General features: G+C 55.0%; 13 protein-coding genes. 6 read left to right on the forward strand and 7 right to left on the reverse strand.

What is annotated here, in order from left to right; translation table 11 throughout:
• The first annotated feature begins 70 nt into the window (after positions 1-70).
• Positions 71-4,603, forward strand: coding sequence for an ATP-dependent helicase (locus LC417_RS13475; protein ID WP_223566008.1), 4,533 nt, complete (start codon positions 71-73; stop codon positions 4,601-4,603).
• Here LC417_RS13475 and LC417_RS13480 read toward each other — a convergent pair.
• The gene (locus tag LC417_RS13480) at positions 4,568-5,515 is read right to left on the reverse strand and encodes a LysR family transcriptional regulator (protein ID WP_223566009.1); all 948 of its coding nucleotides are present in this window, start codon (positions 5,513-5,515) and stop codon (positions 4,568-4,570) included. The genes LC417_RS13475 and LC417_RS13480 overlap by 36 nt on opposite strands.
• A gap of 95 nt (positions 5,516-5,610) precedes the next feature.
• Here LC417_RS13480 and LC417_RS13485 point away from each other — a divergent pair, with 95 nt between their 5' ends.
• Positions 5,611-6,465, forward strand: coding sequence for an aldo/keto reductase family oxidoreductase (locus tag LC417_RS13485; protein ID WP_223566010.1), 855 nt, complete (start codon positions 5,611-5,613; stop codon positions 6,463-6,465).
• A gap of 39 nt (positions 6,466-6,504) precedes the next feature.
• Here the strand turns inward: LC417_RS13485 and LC417_RS13490 are convergent, their stop codons facing one another.
• From LC417_RS13490 to LC417_RS13505, 4 genes are all read right to left on the reverse strand, one after another.
• A complete protein-coding gene (locus LC417_RS13490; protein ID WP_223566011.1) occupies positions 6,505-8,004 on the reverse strand; it encodes an alpha/beta fold hydrolase in 1,500 nt (499 codons plus the stop codon).
• An 18-nt stretch (positions 8,005-8,022) separates the two neighbouring features.
• Entirely contained in the window at positions 8,023-8,583 is a 561-nt protein-coding gene (gene pagP / locus LC417_RS13495; RefSeq protein WP_010246837.1) for a lipid IV(A) palmitoyltransferase PagP, read from the reverse strand.
• A gap of 345 nt (positions 8,584-8,928) precedes the next feature.
• Complete coding sequence (locus tag LC417_RS13500) at positions 8,929-10,380, reverse strand: sugar porter family MFS transporter (protein ID WP_223566012.1); 1,452 nt, start codon at positions 10,378-10,380, stop codon at positions 8,929-8,931.
• A 199-nt stretch (positions 10,381-10,579) separates the two neighbouring features.
• The gene (locus LC417_RS13505; protein ID WP_223566013.1) at positions 10,580-11,482 is read right to left on the reverse strand and encodes a LysR substrate-binding domain-containing protein; all 903 of its coding nucleotides are present in this window, start codon (positions 11,480-11,482) and stop codon (positions 10,580-10,582) included.
• A 198-nt stretch (positions 11,483-11,680) separates the two neighbouring features.
• Between LC417_RS13505 and LC417_RS13510 the strand changes: the two genes are divergently transcribed.
• From LC417_RS13510 to LC417_RS13525, 4 genes are read left to right on the forward strand one after another with little or no spacing between them, the layout of a single operon-like run.
• Positions 11,681-12,430: an SDR family NAD(P)-dependent oxidoreductase gene (locus tag LC417_RS13510; protein WP_187505780.1), complete on the forward strand. Its 750-nt coding sequence runs from the start codon at positions 11,681-11,683 to the stop codon at positions 12,428-12,430.
• Between the two features lie 54 nt (positions 12,431-12,484).
• Positions 12,485-13,783 carry an MFS transporter gene (locus tag LC417_RS13515; RefSeq protein ID WP_223566014.1) on the forward strand — a complete coding sequence of 433 codons (1,299 nt, stop codon included), beginning with the start codon at positions 12,485-12,487 and terminating at the stop codon, positions 13,781-13,783.
• A 12-nt stretch (positions 13,784-13,795) separates the two neighbouring features.
• Positions 13,796-14,638, forward strand: coding sequence for a transketolase (locus LC417_RS13520; RefSeq protein WP_031292457.1), 843 nt, complete (start codon positions 13,796-13,798; stop codon positions 14,636-14,638).
• Between the two features lies 1 nt (position 14,639).
• Positions 14,640-15,650: a transketolase family protein gene (locus tag LC417_RS13525; RefSeq protein ID WP_223566015.1), complete on the forward strand. Its 1,011-nt coding sequence runs from the start codon at positions 14,640-14,642 to the stop codon at positions 15,648-15,650.
• A gap of 1,144 nt (positions 15,651-16,794) precedes the next feature.
• Here the strand turns inward: LC417_RS13525 and LC417_RS13530 are convergent.
• Together LC417_RS13530 and LC417_RS13535 are read right to left on the reverse strand one after the other, a co-directional pair.
• Positions 16,795-17,766, reverse strand: a complete 972-nt coding sequence (locus LC417_RS13530) for a ParB family protein (RefSeq protein WP_010246824.1) — start codon at positions 17,764-17,766, stop codon at positions 16,795-16,797.
• Between the two features lie 7 nt (positions 17,767-17,773).
• Positions 17,774-18,973 (reverse strand): AAA family ATPase, encoded by a 1,200-nt coding sequence (locus LC417_RS13535; RefSeq protein ID WP_010670591.1) that lies wholly within the window; start codon positions 18,971-18,973, stop codon positions 17,774-17,776.
• Between the last annotated feature and the right edge of the window lie 890 nt (positions 18,974-19,863).

The raw sequence follows: 19,863 nt of genomic DNA on the forward strand, positions 1-19,863 counted from the left end.
CACAAACGGTAATTTTCACTTACACTCAACGGATTAATTTCAGGCGCAGTTGCTGCGTGATACCGTGAGTATGATGTCGAAATCCCAATCTGATGCGGTCTTAGCCCGGTTTTCATCCGCCACACGACGCTGGTTTTCTGCCACCTTTGCTGCTCCCACGCCGGTGCAGCAGGCGGCATGGCAGGCGATAGCCAGCGGAGAGCATGCGCTGGTGATCGCCCCGACCGGTTCAGGGAAGACGCTGGCGGCCTTCCTCACCGCCATCGACACGCTGTTTCAGTTCCGAACCACCCAGCCCTCACCTGCACGTGAAACGACCACCCGCATTCTCTATATTTCACCGGTTAAAGCGCTGGCCGCGGACGTACAGCGCAACCTTAATCTGCCGCTGGCAGGCGTTTACGCTGAGCGGCAGGCGCTGAATGAGCCAGAGATCACGCTGAATATCGGAATGCGATCCGGCGATACGCCCGGTGCAGAGCGCGCCAGGCTGGTGCGCCGCCCGCCCGATATCCTGATCACCACGCCCGAGTCACTGTTTCTGATGCTGACCTCAAAAGCGCGAACGACGCTGCAGGGCGTGACCACGGTCATCGTCGATGAGGTGCATGCGGTGGCGGGATCGAAGCGGGGTTCCCAGCTGGCGCTGAGCCTGGAGAGGCTGGATGCGCTGCTGCCACAGCCCGCCCAGCGTATCGGGCTTTCCGCTACGGTAAGGCCGGTTGAGCGGGTCGCCGCCTTCCTTGGCGGCTGTCAGCCCGTTCAGGTCGTTAATCCGGCCGCCGATCGGACGCTGCACCTGACCATCGAGGTGCCGGTCGAAGATATGACCGATATCGCCAGCCCCGATGACCTGACCGGTGAAGCCACCTCTGCCAGCGGTTCGATCTGGCCGCACATTGAAGCGCGCATTCTGCAGCAGGTCATGTCCCATCGCGCCACGCTGGTGTTTGTGAATTCGCGTGGCCTGGCGGAAAAGCTGACTGCGCGGCTCAATGCGCGTTATCTGGCGCAGCAGACAACCGCTGGCGATTGGGATGCAGAACCGGACGACAGTGATGATCTTATTGCCCGCTCACATCACGGTTCTGTCTCGAAGGAGCAGCGAGGCGAGATTGAAGCCGCACTGAAGCTGGGCAGACTGCGTTGCGTGGTGGCGACTTCCAGTCTCGAACTTGGCATTGATATGGGGCCGGTGGATCTGGTGATCCAGGTGGGCGCACCGCTTTCAGTCGCCAGCGCACTGCAGCGGGTGGGACGCGCCGGACATCAGGTTGGCGGCGTATCAACCGGCATCCTGTTTCCGCGCACCCGGCGCGATCTGCTGGATTCGGCCGTCATATTGCAGTCAATGCGTGCGGGCCAGCTCGATGCGCTGGCTCCGCCGCGTAACCCGCTCGATATTCTGGCGCAGCAAACCCTGGCGGCCGTCGCAATGGATCCCTTACAGGTCGATGATTGGTATGCGCAGGTCTGTCGGGCCGATCCGTTTCGCACTCTGTCGCGTCGGCTGTTTGATGCCACGCTCGATATGCTGGCGGGTAAGTTTCCCTCAGACGCTTTTGCTCAGCTACGGCCGCAGCTGGTGTGGGATCGTCAGAGCGGACTGCTGACGCCGCGACCCGGCGCTCAGCATCTGGCCGTGACCAGCGGCGGCACCATTCCCGATCGCGGCATGTTCAGCGTCATCCTGCCGGAAGGCGAAGAGCAGGCTGGCTCACGTCGTGTCGGCGAACTGGATGAAGAGATGGTCTATGAGTCGCGGGTCAATGACATTATTACCATGGGCGCAACGTCGTGGCGGATTCAGCAGATTACCCACGACCAGGTGCTGGTGGTGCCTGCGCCAGGCCGTCCGGCTCGTCTGCCTTTCTGGCGCGGAGAAGGTGTGGGCCGCTCGGCCGATTCGGGTGCCAGCCTCGGGCTGTTTCTGCGTCATCTGAGTGCGACTTCACCGGCGGATGCGCAGGAGCAGTTGCGCGCGCTGGGGCTGGATGCCCGCGCAGTCACGAATCTGCTGGCTTTGCTGGCTGAACAACGCACTGCGACCGGAGTAGTGCCGGACGATCGCACGTTGCTGATTGAACGCTGCCGTGACGAAATCGGCGACTGGCGGGTGATCCTGCATTCGCCCTGGGGAAAGCGGGTCAATGCGCCCTGGGCGCTGGCGATTGCCGCCCGAATCCAGCAACGCCTGGGCATTGATGCTTCTGTTGCGGCCAGCGATGACGGCATTGTGGCCCGCTTTCCCGACAGCGAGGGAGTATTACCCGGCGCTGACCTGTTTATGTTCGACGCCGACCAGTTGACCCGAGAGGTTACTGAGAGTGTCGGTCAGTCGGCGCTGTTTGCCGCCCGCTTCCGTGAATGTGCCTCACGCGCTCTGCTGCTGCCGAGGCGTAATCCGGGCAAACGTTCGCCGCTCTGGCAGCAGCGGCTGCGCGCCGGTCAGTTGCTGGAAGTTACACGACAGTATGACGATTTCCCCATCCTTATCGAAACCGCACGCGAATGTCTGCAGGATGTCTACGATCTGCCTGCCCTGCACCAGCTGATGGAACAGATGGCACAGGGAAAGGTAAAGCTGGTCGAGGTGACGACCGAACAGCCCTCCCCTTTTGCCGCGCCGCTGCTGTTTGGCTATGTTGCAGAGTTTATTTACGCCAGCGACGCCCCCCTGGCAGAACGGCGCGCCTCACTGCTGGCGCTCGACAGTAACCTGCTGGGTGAGCTACTCGGCCAGACCAGCAAGCGTGATTTGCTGGCACCTGACGTCGTTGAGCAGGTTGAACAGGAACTGCAGCGCATTGATTCCCGCTATCAGGCACAACACGCCGAAGGCATTATCGATCTGCTGCGCGATCTTGGCCCGCTCCCGGTTGCCGGTATTGCGGTACGTTTTAGTGGCAACGGCCAGCAGATCGCGGAAGCCATGACGCAGTTCGCTGCCGCGCAGCGAATGATTCCGGTCACCCTCGCCGGTGAAGATCGCTGGGCGATCATTGAAGATGCAGCCCGCCTGCGCGATGCACTGGCCGTTGTACTGCCTGACGATCTGCCCGAAACATTTCTGGAGCCGCAGGCCGATCCGCTACGCGATCTCATTAACCGCTACGCCCGAACCCATACCCTGTTCACTGCCCGACAGCTGGCCACGTATTTTGGTCTGGGTATCGCCATTGTGAATGAGGTGCTGCTTTCCCTGCATCAGCAGGGCAACCTGCTCAATATGGGTTCGCCAGAGGGCGCATCGGAAACGGAGTGGGTTTCCATTGAGATCTTCAAACGGTTACGCTTACGTTCACTGCAATCAGCACGTGAAGCAACCCGGCCTGTTCCACCTGCCGCCTGGATCAACCTGCTGCTGGAGCGTCACGGTGTGCTTAACACGCAGCGTGAAGAGCATCACGGGGTTAACGGGCTGTTACGTGTGATTGAGCAACTTGCGGGCGTGCCGCTACCGGCCTCGCTGTGGGAGTCACAAATCCTGCGCGCCAGGATAGCCGACTATCAGCCCGCGATGCTCGATGAACTGTTAGCCAGTGGCGAGGTTATCTGGTGCGGACACAAAGCGCTGGGTCAGAATGATGGGTTGATCTCGCTGCACCTCACGGAATATGCCGCTGAAACACTGCCGATGATTGACACTACGCAGCCTCTGACGCCGATTCAGCAGGCGACTCTCGACGCATTGAGCCGGGGTGGCTCGTGGTTTGTTCATGAGATCATGGCACAGATGGACGAGGCAGAGACGCAAACCACCGACGTTTATGCTGCCCTGTGGCAACTGGTGTGGCAAGGCTATGTCACCGCCGATAGCTGGATTGCGGTGCGTGGGCTGCTGACCACGCCAGGCGCCCCCCGTTCACGTCCCGCGCGTACCCTGCGCACCCGTTTTGGTCAGCGCTTCACCCCGGGCGCACTTTCTGCACGCCGACCGGCGGTCAACACGCTGGCTGGTCGCTGGTCGCGGGTTAACCGACAGGAGGTTGCTCCTGCCCGGCTGGCCCTGTCGCTGGTGGAAAATCTTCTCGACCGTTATGGGGTGATCAGCCGGGGTAGCGCGATATCGGAGCAGATCCCCGGAGGATTCCCGGCGTTACAGCCGGTATTACGCAGCATGGAAGATGCCGGACGATTGCTGCGTGGCCGGTTTGTCGCTGGTGCGGGCGGCGCGCAGTTTGCCGACCATAACACCATTGAGCGGCTGCGGGAGCTGGCAGAAAAGCCGCTGACCGCGACAGAGGCTGTGGCGCTGGCCGCACCGGACCCGGCGAATCCATTTGGTGCGTTACTGAGCTGGCCGCTCCACGCCAGCGGCATCCGCCCGACCCGCCGTCAGGGAGGTCGCGTGGTGATTGCAGGCGGCGCGCTGGTACTCTACCTGACGCCGGGAGGCAAAGAGTTGCTGACATTCACCGACGATCCCGCGCTGCAGCAGGTCGCGGTGGCGGCGCTGGGCCTGGCACTGAAGCGTGAAAAGCCCGCGAGTTTCACGCTTGAGAAGGTAGATGGTGAACCGGTTTCGCGGTCACCGCTGCTTAACGCGTTGCGACATGCCGGATTTTCACGGGTGCCACAGGGGTTTAGCTGGTATAGCTGAGCTGTTTTCGCGCTCGTTTTTTTCGCGGACAAAGTCGATAAATGCCTGAAGCGGAGCGGGGATCAGGCGGCGATCGTTGTAATAGAGCCACGGACCGGAGAAAGTCAGCCACCAGGGTTGCAGCAGCGGTTCAAGCCTGCCGCTGTCAAGGGCTGGCCTGAGCCACTCGTCAAACAGATATATCACGCCGCTTCCGGCGATGGCCGCCTCCACCGCCAGATCCATTGCGCCACCGACCGAAACCACCAGCGGCCCGCTGGTTTCAACGCTGATCTCTTCGCCCTCGTGGCTGAAGGTCCAGTCAGCCATGAGGCCGCTGGCATAACGGCCACGCAGACAGCGATGATGGATCAGATCGCGCGGATGTTCCGGTCGGCCATGTTCTGCCAGATAAGCCGGAGAAGCCGCCAGCGCGAACCGTTGCTGTCTGGGGCCAATGGGCATCGCCATCATATCCTGCTCCAGCCGCTCATCATAACGAATCCCGGCGTCACAACCGTCACGAAAGACATCCTGCACGCTGCTCTCCGCCACAATTTCCAGCCGGATGTCGGGATAACGCTGCAAAAATTCCGGCACCAGCGCGGGCAGCACCAGCCGGGTTGCACTGACCGGCACATTCAGCCGCAGCGTGCCACCAGGGGTGTTACGGTAGCGATTAACCGCATCCAGCGCGGCGTTAACTTCATTGATCGCGGGCAGCAGACGTTCCATCAGCGCCCTGCCCGCTTCGGTTAACACCACGGTGCGGGTGGTGCGGTGAAACAGACGAATGCCCAGCTGTTGTTCCGCCCGTCGTACCGCATCGCTCAGGCGTGACGCATTGCTGCCGGTGACGCGTGCCGCTTCCCGAAATCCTCCCGCTTTTGCCACCGCCACCACGGCATCCAGCAGCGCCATATCGATCGCCATTGTGCATCACCCCGTACAGTCTGTCCTGATTTCACCGGATAGTTGCACAGCTGAATCACCGTTACAATTGATCTACATTCATGCAGGAGGTTTTCATGTCAAACACCACCATGACTTTTACGTTAGGCGATCGTGAAGTTAACCGTATTGGCTACGGCGCAATGCAACTGGCCGGGCCGGGCGTGTTCGGCCCGGTAAAAGATGAAGCCCGGGCAATCCAGGTTTTGCGCGATGCTGTCGCGGCAGGCGTTAATCATATCGACACCAGCGACTTTTATGGCCCGCACGAAACCAACCAGCTGATTAAAAAGGCGCTCCATCCCTATCCGCAGGATCTCTGCATTGTCACCAAAGTGGGTGCCCGACGCGACGCCAAAGGCGGCTGGCTGGCGGCGATGGAGCCAGAGGCGCTGAAGCAGGCAGTTGAAGATAACCTGCGCAACCTGGGGCTGGATGTGATTGAAGTGGTGAACCTGCGCAGTATGTTGCATCCGGCCAGGCCGAAAGAAGGCTCTCTGAAGCCACAACTGGAGGCGCTGCTGGCGTTACAGGCGCGCGGACTGATTCGCCATATTGGCCTGAGTAACGTTACCGCCACGCAGATCGCAGAAGCTCAGGCGATGACGCCGATTGTCTGCGTGCAGAATATGTATAACCTGGCGCATCGACAGGATGATGAGCTGGTGAATCAGCTGGCGCAGCAGGGAATTGCGTATGTGCCGTTCTTCCCGCTGGGTGGCTTCTCTCCGTTGCAGTCGGATCAGCTTAATGAAGTGGCTGCATCCCTGAATGCCACGCCGATGCAGGTCGCACTTGCGTGGCTGCTGCGGCGATCGCCAAATATTCTGCTGATTCCAGGCACCTCTTCCCCGGAACATCTTAAAGAGAATCTTGCCAGCGGCAGCCTGGAACTGTCGGATGAGGTGATGGAAAAGCTGAACGCTATTTAACATCAGGCCCGCACGATGCGGGCCTGATGCTGTACTGATTCAGAAACTGCTGAGGCAGGCCGCAAGTTGCGGCTTGTCGCTACAACTGATGTGGTGATCGATTCGGTTAATCATATAAGGATAAAACGGGTTAGAGGTGGCGCGCATAATTGAGTCCAGCCCGACAATCAGCACTGCACTCTCGCCGCGCAGTGACAACGTCCCAAAACTGATACCAAACTCATTCTTCTGCGCGGGCGCACTGCCATATAACCCATCCTCGGCCGGGAACGGAATCGCAACGTGCGACAGCGAGTAGAGACCCGCAGGATAGGCAATTGCCAGCGGCTGAATCCGTTCCTGCATCTCTCCCGCGGGAACGCTTTTTGTCACCATCTCCAGTGAGGTGGCGGAGGCATTAGTGATCACCGTGGATGAGTAATTCCGACGCGCTGCAGGCAACAGCTGATTAACCGCGGTATATGAGGAGTGGCGGAATAACGGACTGACGCTGACCGCCTGATTGATATCGAACAGCACCAGTTCGCTGCCGTTCACTGGCAGATAATTATAGAGCGAGCGGATGATCGAAGGCGTACTGACGGTGGAGTCCATCACCGACTGAAAGGTTAGCACGGGCGGGAAACCGGAGAGCTGCTGATTACGCGCATATTGCAGGATCTCTTTCTGCAGCGCCTGCGTCAGCAAATAGGTCTGCCGGGCAGCGTGAACCGGAAAAGAGTTGTATTTAAACGGATTAAACTCCGGCACGATATTCAGCCAGGCCGTTTTCGAAAAGGCAGGGAAAACAGAGGGCAACCCGGCAACACCTGCGAACCGGGCAAAACGAGTCACACCGATCATCGGCGATAACAGAATCAATTGCTGCGGACGACGCAGCGTGTGATCGCCCAGGCTGTCGAGCGCATATTTTACCGCCAGCGCCCCGCCGTTCGAGAAACCCACCAGATGCAGCGGCGTCTGCGTGCCCGCCAGCCGGGTCGCTTCCCGCACCGCCAGGCGTGTGGCGGCCATCCAGTCCTGCCAGTCAACATCGGTCAGACCCGCAGGCACCGTACCGTGACCCGGTAACCGTATCGCCACCGCCACATAACCCTGCTGACGGTAAGCCTCTGCCACATGCCGCAGACTGTAAGGACTGTCGGTCAGTCCATGTAACAGCACTACCGCACCGCGCGGCCTGCCCGTCGGTTGCAGAATATAGGAACGGTTCCAGTCCTGCGCGAAATGCCCCGGATAGATCATGCTGCCAGCATAGTATCGGTTGAGTGGCGTTTTTTCTTCCGCATCCAGTCGGTCACTGACCTGTTGCTTCATCTCGTCGAACAGATGATTTTCGGCCTTGAGGTAGTCAGCATAGGTCGCATTATCAAGCTGTTCCACTGTCAGTTCATGCGGGACCCAGGTGTGCCAGCGATGTAACTCCGGCCCGCGCTCCGCTTCATAGATTCGAATAATCAGTAGCAGCAGTAACAATACTCCAGACACAATCGCAAGACGCCAGAGCCTGCGGGTGACGGTTTTCCACCTCCGGGTCATAAATCCTTTCCTGAAAAATTAAAATGCATAGCGAAACCACGCGAACAGCACGTTGCCATTATTGTACGTGCCCGGAATATAGGTGAACTGTACATTCAGCGCCTTATAACCGGCAGAGAACAGCGGCAGAATAATCGGTAGCGGAATATAGTTACCAAAATCTTCGCGTGCGGTGATACCGGCGGTTAATCCCGCGCCAAGACGAAAGTCCTGATTCGAACCAGGATACCAGCCCTTCTCCCAGCCATAACCGACAATCGGCTGCCACTCATTGTGTGAGTCTTTGAAAGCCATTGCATAAAGCGCGCTCCAGTTGCCGCTGTCGCTGTAGCGGGAAATGCCCAGACCGCCTCCCCAGGGATTCTCGTTATAGTTATCGGTTTTTTCTTTGTCGTACATAAAGCGGGCGTGCCAGCTGATAAATGGCAGGTAGAGATCGGTATGCTGAGGCGCGTTCCAGGTCTGCGCAACATCGTCAGTGAATCCATTCCACCAGGAGGAGATTGGTGTGTTTTCAGCATGCAATGGCGCAGCAGTCAGCAATGCGGCAAAAACTGCCGTCGTGGTTGAAATTTTCATAGTGCGTACCGGTCAGCGTGCGGAGCAGATGAAAAATGAGTATAGCGCAGAGCCTGAGGCAATCTTTGTCAGCGGTCATGCTTCGCTTAACCGGGGATTTCTGAAGACAATAACGACAGTTCATTAAGTCAGTTTCTGGCGATTTCAGCCTGAAATCGCCAGAACTGTATGGAAATTAATCGAGGGAAAATTGCTGATTACAGTGAATGTTGTCTGATGGTACTTAGTGAGGATAAGGACGGGGAAATGCGGTGCAACGGTTCGTAAGAAGATAAGGAGGTAACAAGATAGGGCGATAAGTAGGTAAAACCGGATTCAGCCGGTGGGCTGAATCCGGTGGGAGACTCAGGAGGCTTCAGCCTCTTTTGGCTTTTCACCAAACTTCTCTTTCATGTGTGACTCAATCTCTTCCAGGCTTTTGCCCCGCGTCTCTGGCACCATCGCCATCACGAAGATCAGCGACCCGACGTTAATCGCGGCAAAGATGAAGAAGGTGGTGCTGCCGGCATATTCCATTATCGGTGGAAAACCAAAGGCGACTATCGCGTTAAAGATCCACTGTAGTGAGACAGCGCCGCCGGTTAATACGCCACGCAACTGCATCGGGAACAGTTCCGACATCATCAGCCAGTAGACTGGCGAGATGCACATCTGCATGCAGAACAGGAACAGCAGAATACAGGCCAGGGCGAGGTAGCTCTGCATCAGGCTGGGAGTGATAAAGGTCATCACGCTGCCCAGCATAATCTGCGAAGCGACCACCAGACACAGGCCGGTAATCAGCATCGTCCGGCGCGGGAAGCGACTAACCGCCCAGATACCTACAATCGCCGCCACCACTGAGACCACGCCGTTACCGATGGTCGCGGCAATCGAGGCGCTGGTGCCAAGTCCGGTCTGTTTAAGGATGATCGGGGTGTAATACATAAAACCATTTACCCCGGTGAACTGGGCGACAAAACCCAGACCGACGCCGATAACCATCAGGCGAATCACCCACTTCTCACGGATCAGGGTTTTCGCATCCGGCCCACGTTCCGCCGCTCTCGCCTGCTTCTTCATCTGCGCCATCTCATGGCGCACTTCACGCGGCGTTTCACGCAGATACTTCAGGATCTTTTTAGCCTCTTTCAGACGCCCTTCCGCCACCAGCCAGTGAGGAGAGGCGGGAACGAAGAACGTGCCGATAAACAGTAAAAGACCCGGCACCATGGCAATTGCCAGCATATAGCGCCACAGGTGCTCATCATGCAGCAGATAGCTCAGCAGCGTACTGGCAACATAAGCAATGAGCTGTCCGGTAACGATCATCAGCTCATTGCGGCTGACCAGCGGCGCACGCAGGCGCGGTCCGGCAATTTCGGCGATAAACACCGGCACGGTAGAGGAACCGCCGCCGACAGCAATCCCCAACAGGAAGCGCATTGCCACCATGACGTTGACAGAAGGCGCCAGCGCTGTTCCCAGTGAACCCAGCACAAAAATAACCGCCAGGCTGCGTAGTGTAATACGCCGGCCAAACCGGTCAGAGAAGAAACCACTCAGGAAAGAGCCGATTGCGGCACCGAACACCAGCGAAGAGGCTACCAGCCCTTCAGTGAATGAATTCAGTCCAAGTCCACCCTGATCGGGTGGTGAGGTCATGTAGGGTAACGCACCCGAGATAATCCCGGTGTCATAACCAAAAGCCAGCGCGCCCATAGTGGCAACCAGTACCACTAAAAAAATGCGCTGGCGTACCGTATCCGCAGGCGCGTGATCGCCCGCTTCACCAGAGTCTGGTGTATTCGTACTCATAATATCCCTGCCATTAATAAGTTAAACATCCGTTTGATTAAATTTCATACGGAATAGAAATGGAACATATTTACCGAGTGGGTAAAGAAGTGTAGACGGTATTTAAAAGTTAGCTTTAGCAATGCGATTTTTATAACAGGGATAGTTAACCGGATAAATAAACCAGCGCAATAATGACGACGTGAAAGTTATTTTAACATTAGGTTAACACTTTCAGTTCCTGCTGGATCCAGCTCAGGAAATGCGCGACGCGGGGAAACTGGGCAAATCCACGCGGGAAGACCAGATGATGGGCGCTGACGGGCAGACTCTCCTGTTCGGACAAGACTCTGACCAGTTTTCCACTGCGCAGATAATCCTCCGCCAGCAATTCACTTTCAAATATAAGACCGTGGCCTAACATCGCCGCCTCAAGACTCATATAGGAGCGATCAAAGCGAAATAACCACTCATTATCTGGCTGAGGTAATTGCTGAGAAGCAAACCACTGCGGCCACTGAATAAGCGGCGACTCCGATAATATCAGCGCATGATGAATTAAATCAGCGGTCTGATTAACAGGATGCTTTTTCAGATACTCAGGCGAGGCCAGCACCGACATTCTTTCGTGGCGGATCGTTTTAATCTCGAATGAGTTCCAGTCCGGGAATCCATGGCGTATCGCAATATCAATGCTGTCGCGGCTGAAAGATAAATTCTCGTAAGAGCAGGAGAGCGTGAGCTGGAACTCGGGATAGTTGTCGCGAAATTTATGGATGCGCGGCAACAGCCACAGCAGACCGAAACTGGGCGCGCAGTGGATCCTGAGGTTGCTGCGGGCTTTCTCGTTACTGATGCGTGCAGTCGCCTGCGTCAGACTCAGCAGTATCGGACCAATCTCCCTGAGGTAATGCTCACCCGACAGCGTCAGCACTACGCCCTTTGCCGAACGATTAAACAGAATACAGCCCAGTTCACGCTCCAGTTTTGCCAGCTGATGACTGGCCGCCGAAGGCGTAATACTTAATTCCTCGGCCGCACGCGCGACATTACCAAAATGGGCCACCTGCTCAAAAACCCGCAGTGATTTAATCGAAGGTAAGTGATCAGACTGCTTTTCCATCCGCCTCTCCACACTGGAATTTTGTGATGTGTGCCCATTTTTAAATCGCAGAATTGTTAACTGCATCAAACCAACAAATTCATTCAGCATCAAATGAATTTTTTTTGCATTGCCAATATTAGCCGCTTTATCAATTCTGATCGTGACCCTGCCGGTAGCGATACCGAACCACTAATAATTATTTTTCTGGAGTGGACAATGTTACTCGAAAATAAAGTTGCGATTATTACAGGTGCCGCCTCTCAGCGCGGCATTGGCCGGGCCACAGCCGCCTGTTTTGCTCAGCATGGCGCGCGCGTGGTAGTGCTCGATTTAGATCGGCAGGCCGCCCAGGCCAGCGCACTGTCTTGTGGTGACGGGCATCTCGGCCTGGCCACCGATGTGACCGATCCCCTCTCTGTTCGTCGTGCCATCGACCAGGTTCTTGAGCACTTCGGCCGTATTGATGTGCTGGTCAACAATGCAGGTATTACTCAGCCGGTTAAAACACTGGAAATCGGCATCGAGGATTACAACCGTATTCTTGATGTCAATCTGCGCGGCACGCTGCTGATGTCTCAGGCGGTGATCCCCACCATGCAGCAGCAGAAAGGCGGCAGTATCGTCTGCCTGTCCTCGGTCTCAGCACAGCGCGGCGGCGGGATTTTCGGTGGCCCGCACTACAGTGCTGCTAAAGCGGGCGTTCTGGGCCTGACTAAAGCGATGGCGCGCGAATTTGGCCCTGACCAGATACGCATTAATGCCCTGACGCCCGGTCTGATCCAGACGGACATCACTGGTGGCCTGTTACAGGATGAACGCCGCCACGCCATTCTCGACGGAATTCCGCTCGGCCGCCTTGGGTCCGCCAGTGACGTCGCCAACGCTGCGCTGTTTCTCGCCAGCGATCTCTCCGGTTATCTCACCGGCATCACGCTGGATGTGAACGGCGGCATGCTGATCCATTAAATAGCGCCCTTCCCTGCCCGCACGCCTGGCGGGCTAACTTCGGGAGTGAACACCATGACCACGCTTAATCTGAGCGCAGCCTCTGCTGCGCGCGATATCACCTATCGCAAAATTGCCTGGCGCCTGATGCCCTGGCTGATGCTCTGTTATCTCTGCGCCTATCTTGATCGCGTCAATGTGGGCTTCGCTAAATTACAGATGATGGATGATTTGTCTCTCAGCGAAACCGTGTATGGACTGGGTGCCGGGATCTTTTTTATCGGCTACTTCTTCTTTGAGGTGCCGAGTAACCTGATCCTGCACCGTGTCGGCGCACGCCGCTGGATTGCCCGCATTATGATCACATGGGGAATCATCTCAGCCCTGTTCGCCTTTGTAGAAACCGCATGGCAGTTCTACCTGCTGCGCTTTCTGCTCGGCGTCGCCGAGGCCGGTCTTGCGCCAGGTTTACTGCTCTACCTGACCTACTGGTTTCCATCACACCGTCGCGCGCGTATGACCGTGCTCTGGTTTGTCGCCATTCCACTTTCAGGGATGATTGGCGGCCCGCTCTCAGGCTGGATTATGGCGACCTTTGCAGGCTTTCACGGATGGGCCGGCTGGCAGTGGATGTTTATGCTGGAAGCTATCCCCACCCTTGTTATGGGATTAGTGGTACTGCTGGTTCTGAAGGATCGCGTTGAACAGGCAGAGTGGCTGGACGAAGATGAGAAACGCCGCGTGCGTGCCGATCTGGACGAGGATAATCAGCAGAAAGCCTGTCATGGCACGGTAAAAGCCTTTGTCGCCGACCGTCGTCTGTGGCTGCTGGCTCTGATCTACTTCTGTGTGGTGATGGGTCAGTACGCCCTGACGTTCTGGTTACCGACGCTGGTGAGAAACTCAGGCGTCAGTGAACCGCTGCATATTGGGCTGCTGACCAGTCTGCCTTACCTCTGCGCCATTATCTTTATGCTGCTGGCCGGGCGCAGTGGCGACCGCTATCGTGAACGCCGCTGGCATCTGATTGTTCCAATGCTGATCGGACTCACCGGACTGACGCTGGCAACTCTGCTGAGCCATAGCGTTTCCCTGTCACTGCTCTCCCTTTGTATTGCCGCTGCGGGCATTCTTTCCGCCTCATCGCTGTTCTGGATGTTGCCGACCAATCTGTTAGGTGGCGTCTCTGCCGCCGCAGGCATCGCCGCCGTGAACTGCATTGCTAATCTGGCCGGTTTTTTCTCACCGTGGCTGATAGGCACCATCACCACCGCAACCGGTACGTCCGCTTCCGGAATGTACTTTATTGCTGCCGTCCTGCTGGGTGGCGCGCTATGCGTGCTGCGCATCCGGGCAGCGGACGTTAATCGTTAATCAGGAGGTAATATGACTGACTCTCGTCACGCTTCACACGTGCTCTCATTGCAGCAACGAGCCACCAATATTCGCCGCCATGCCTTATTAATGGGGCAGATTCAGGGGCAGGGATATATCGGTCAGGCGCTGGGTGCCGCCGATTTGCTTGCTGTCAGCTATTTCCACGCCATGAATTACCGGCCGGATCAACCTGAGTGGGAAGACCGCGATCGCTTCTATCTGTCGATTGGCCATTACGCTATCGCCCTTTACGCCGCCCTGCTCGAAGCAGGCGTGATACCTGAAGAGGAAAGGGAAACCTATGGGACTGATGAGAGCCGCTTGCCGATGTCCGGCATGGCTGCCTATACCCCAGGCATGGAAATAACCGGCGGTTCACTGGGTCATGGCTTAGGTATTGCTGTGGGTGCCTGTCTGGGGCTGAAACAGAAAGGCTCGCAGGCACGAGTCTATAACCTGCTTTCAGATGGTGAACTGAATGAAGGCTCTACATGGGAAGCGGCAATGTCCGCCTCACACTGGCAACTTGATAACCTGATCGCCCTTATCGACGTCAACAATCAGCAGGCTGACGGCCATAGCAGTGAGATTCTCGCTTTTGAACCCATTGTGGATCGCTGGCAGGCTTTTGGCTGGTACACCCAGCGGGTTGATGGCAACGATATCTCTGCTTTGCAGGCCGCCTTTGATGCGGCTCGCAGCTGGCCCGAACCTCAGCCGCGCGTCATCATTTGCGATACCCGAATGGGCAAAGGGGTGCCGTTTCTGGAGAGTCGTGAGAAAACCCACTTTATTCGGGTCGATGCCGATGAGTGGGACAAAGCCCTGACTGCACTTGAGCAAGGAGTCTGAGATGAGTTCACAACCGCAAAAAAAACGTCTGACCACATCCGCCATGATCGCCTCGATCGCCGCTGAAGGCCAGCCCACGGTTTCAGCTCCTTTTGGACATGCCCTGGTCTCTCTGGCAGAGCAGCGCTCAGATGTGGTCGGGCTGACGGCTGATTTAAGTAAATACACCGATCTGCACCTGTTCGCAGAGGCTTTTCCGAAACGCTTTTATCAGATGGGCATGGCGGAACAGTTACTGATGAGCGCCGCAGCAGGTATGGCGCGTGAAGGCTTTATGCCTTTTGTCACCACTTATGCCGTCTTTGCTTCCCGCCGCGCTTATGATTTTATCTGCATAGCCATCGCCGAAGAGAATCTGAACGTTAAAATCGCCTGCGCACTGCCGGGCCTGACCACCGGTTATGGACCGAGTCATCAGGCGACTGATGACCTGGCAATCTTCCGTGGCATGCCGAACCTGACTATCATCGATCCCTGCGATGCACTGGAGATTAGCCAGGTGATACCGGCTATCGCTGAACATCAGGGTCCGGTCTATTTGCGCCTGCTGCGCGGTAAGGTTCCGCTGGTGCTGGATAAATATGACTATCGCTATCAGCACGGTAAGGCTCAGCGCCTGCGCGGCGGTAAGCATGCCGTTATTATCAGCAGCGGATTGATGACCATGCGGGCGCTTGAGGCCGCTGAAGCGCTGGAGAAGCAGGGGATTGAGGTCGGTGTGGTTCACTCACCCATGATTAAGCCTCTGGATGAAGAGACCATCCTGCGTGAGGCGGGAGTAGCACTGCATCATAACCAGCTGGTTATCACCGCTGAAAATCATTCGATAACCGGTGGCTTAGGCGAAGCTATTGCCGGCCTGTTAATGCGAAACCATGTGACACCGCGCTTTAAACAGATTGCGCTGCCGGATGCTTTCCTTGCAGCAGGCGCACTACCGACGCTGCATGACCGTTATGGCATCTCAACGGATGCCATGGTTAAGCAAATCACCGCCTGGCTTGAAGCCTGATTCATATCAAAACCGGGCCTGGCCCGGTTTTCTTCTGCATAGGTTCGCTGCTGCCGTGGAAGATCATCATTGCATTACGTCACTTCACATCGGTCTGATTACTGATTGCAGTGGTCAGCACTCTCTGCGCATCAGCAACTACGCTGTATGCTGATAACAGCCACTGATAACACGGTTCAATGCCATACAGACGTTATTTCTCGCAATTCACTGTAAACAGCAGTGCAGTGAGCCATCGCCTTTTATCAGGTAGGCCGATAGGGGCTCTTCGTCCGTAAGCTGCCGATTTCATCTGCTTTACCCAATACAGTGAATCTGATGCCATGCAACTACCTTTCCGTCATGAGCAGACTGTGACAATCTTTTCGCGCTGATCAGGTTTTAATGGAGTTCCCTGCCAAAGCTGCATCTTGTATCGCACCTCTTCAAAAAAAATTTTATCGCGCAGAAAAAGTTATCCACTTTTTCTGTGGATAAGTGAGGGATAGTTTCTGAGTATCTTTTTTCACTCTCTGTTCAGGACTTTACTGCTCTCAAGATACGCCTCTTTTCTGATCTTATCCGTTCGCCCTCAGGCCTGAAACGAGGGAGCGTTTAACTGCAGGCATGGCGATTTCAGGATGAAATCCTTGCATCTTTTATATTAAAAACAAACAGTTAATCACGAAATATCGCTGGCGGGCTAATGTTTGGAGAAAGGCCAGGCAGAGGGTTTAGCGGAGTGTGTGAAGCCGGTACGCTGTTACTGAGGTTCAGTGGGGGTTGATTGGTCACTAATGAACCAGCCCCGGAAAATCATTACTTGCAATATTCTGACCGTCGGATGTGCGCTGACGGCGATGAGATTCATCAACGATAGCATCAGACGAAAAACGTTATCTCTGTTTATAGTGACCTGTGCGGTTTGGAAGGGGCCTAGGTATCTGGCGAAAGAGTTCAGCGAAGTGGCGATTTCATGCAGTTTTTCAGCAAGAAACAATATATTAATTTATTATATTTCAATAACTTAACCATGAATTCACACTTAAAAATCTGGCGATTTCAGCCTGAAATTTGGGTGTCAGCCATCTCTATTAACGCCGATTACCTAAAAAATCAAAAAAAAAGCCAGCGTCTATCGCTGGCTGATTTGAGTGCAGATACGTTAACGGTTGAGATATTTTTTCAGGGTCTCCGCAATAACTTTATCCAGCTCTTCCTGCAACTCTTTCGACTGCCGGTTAAATTCATAACTGAACATCCGCCCGCGTACCTTTTTACGGGCGAAGCGATCTTTATCCGCAAAAGACCAGAGCGCAGTCGCCTGGGTTTTATCTTTCTCCGGTTCTTTGATCAGAGTCTGGCTGCCCTGTCGAATCAGACGCAGGATATGATTTTTAAGCTCGTCCTCGGCCAGACCTTCACGGGCACAGACCACATCAATTTCCCTTGAAATGGATTTGATCAGAGCTTCAACGCTTTGCCCGGACTCACTCAACTTGTCAGCTGCCTGTAACAACGCTTTATAGTCGGGATAGGTCAGCTCGGCGTGATTAGGAAAAAGTGAAATCAAATCTGACGGAACGCTGGCGGCTTGCAGGGCACGCGTCACTTTAGCCTGGGACAAACCCTGATTTTCAGCAATCTCCTTCTGCGACAAACCGCCATCTTTAAGTGTTAACAGACGCATCCCCACTTCGCGCAGATTGTGTTCCCGTGCCGTCTGAATATCCTGCGCCAGTCGGCGGGCTTCATCAGCGGTGATGGCCGCGTCAGTGATCAGCACGTCCAGGCCGGTTTTGCAGTAGAGCGCGGCTGCCCGACGACGTGAGCCATCCAGGATTTCGATGCGGTCATCGCGCATCACGCCGATAGCGGGAAAGAACTGCTGCAGCTTAATGGTCCGGATAATGTCGCGCAGCGAATCAGGTGTCAGGCCTGCCTGATCGCGACCGTTGGTTTCCATTGTGACAAACGTTTTGCTTTCAACGTCGCTGGCGGCAATGCGTTCAAAACGAAACAACGCGCGCTTGCCCGTTGCCAGAACGAATGTCTGGTTGTGCTGGCTGTCTGGCGTGTCATTTTCCAGTGGAGTCTGGCTGAAGGTTCTGCCAATCGTAATTCTTTTTGCGCTCATACAAACCTCAGTTCAGGCGAATAAATTCGATACGGTCGAAGACGGCTTTAGCAAAATCTTCTGCGGCGGATCGTGCATTCTTCAACGCTTCGCTGCTGCCGACGTAGGTCGAAGGATTGGCGGAGATAACCGTATCAAAGGATTCGCCACAACGTTCGAAACCATCAAGGCGGGGAAGGGCAGCATCAAGCATGTCGCCACCAAAAATCTCTTTCGCCAGGCTATGACAGAGTTTGTGGTCCGCTTTATTGGAGAGCTTCGACATGAAGCCAATATTGCCCTGCAGCCGACAGGTCGCGCCGGAGTCTTCGATAATCGCAATCAGTTCCGGAAGACGTGTCAGGTATTTTAGTGTCGAGTGAAAGTCTACCTGAGCCGGTGGCACTGGAGTCATCAGAAGATCAGACGCTGCAATCGCATTCTTCAGGAAAGCATCAAGATGCGGGCCGCTATCGATAAAGATGAAGTCATAATCTTTTTTCAGTTTGGCAATAACGTTGTCATACAACACGGCGTGAACGTTCTGTTGCGGAAGATGCTCAGCACAAAGCTGATCCCAGCTTGAGGCGATAAAGGCGTCATCAATCGATGCAGGCAGCACATCCACACCCGGAATGATCGACGGAACGATAAACTCGTTGACCAGCTCATCTCGTGAGACATTCTGCAGCATTGCCTGCGCCGCAGTCGCTTCCACCAGCCCGACGGAGCGCTCGTGGTTCAGAAACATGGTTGCTGAGGACTGCGGATCAAGGTCGATAACCAGGATGCGCAAATCTTCAAAAAGCAGATGTGGATGTGCACGTAGCGCATGTGCCAGCGAGACGGTAGAAACCGTTTTGGAGACGCCGCCCTTCAGATTACCAACAAACAGGGTATAGGCTTCACTGTGGCGATCGCGATACTTCGGCACGCCACGATGATGATAGATATCGATAATATTCTGAATCGACATAGCATATTTAACGGAAGAACCGGCCGCGCGTTTATCAAATTGATAACCGCTCTCTTCCATCTCATTGACTGCGTAATCCACACTGGCTCGGGTCAGTTTGGGCAACTTTGCCAGCGCCGCTTTGGCATAGACCTGATAGTAGGTATTTTCATGCAGTTCCTGCTTTTGCGCCTGAATTTGCTCGGTGAGGCTTAGCAGCATGCGTTCTGAACGCTGCGCAACCTTCATCACCTGCTTGTCATCATTAGCCATATTTGCTCCAAACATGTAGGATTTATGACTTTATACATAAATCCTGCACGTGAGGCAATAAATTATCTTCTCAACATAATCTCCGTTTTTATGTAACCACACGGGTTTTGGTGAGTTTCATCACATTATTTCGTCTGGCCGAATATATTTTGCAGGTTAATTGCGGTAAGCATTCACTGTAATCAGTAGAACATTCACTGTAGTGAGCAAACAGGTTTAAAAAATTATCAGACAAACCGGGTACATTGAGCGTGAAAGGGGAAAACACAGAAGACGAACCTTGAGATCAAACGTTCACTGTAGTCAGTAAAGCTTGTGTCTCTTTCGGTGACGTTATGGAGCAGGCGAAAGAGCGATGGATACATTGATAAATGGATTTCAGGCAGTGACTGCAGGTTGCAGTGCTGATCTTTGCCACTGCATAACTTCAACATTCACTATAGTCAGTAGCGTTTTACGTGTTCAGCTCTGTGAAGAGCAACGTTCACTGTAATCAGTAAACTTGCCGATCAGGAGCCAGAAGAGGGCGCAGGGCAGAGTAAACGTTCACTGTAGTCAGTAAGGATGGGTTGAAAAATCCTCAGCGGATGATAAAAGCATCGGAATCTGGAGAGGGAATATACACCGGCAACGTCACAACCGACTCTGGTCTGCGATACAGAAGCGTAAAGCCCATAAACGTTCACTGTAATCAGTAAATCCAGAAAGCAGTAAACATTCACTATAGTCAGTAACATCACAAACAGAAGAGGCATTAGAAGGAGAACAACCGCGCGAACATTCACTATAGTCAGTAGTCAGCAGTAAGTAGACAGAAGCGATTCTGTTCTGAATCAGGGCGTGCCGACGGGGTCGTAATATGAGTCAGTAGATAGCAGTAAGTAGACAGA

It is taken from the genome of Pantoea sp. OVA07A (genome assembly GCF_019969975.1).
In the GTDB taxonomy this organism is placed as follows: domain Bacteria; phylum Pseudomonadota; class Gammaproteobacteria; order Enterobacterales; family Enterobacteriaceae; genus Pantoea; species Pantoea agglomerans.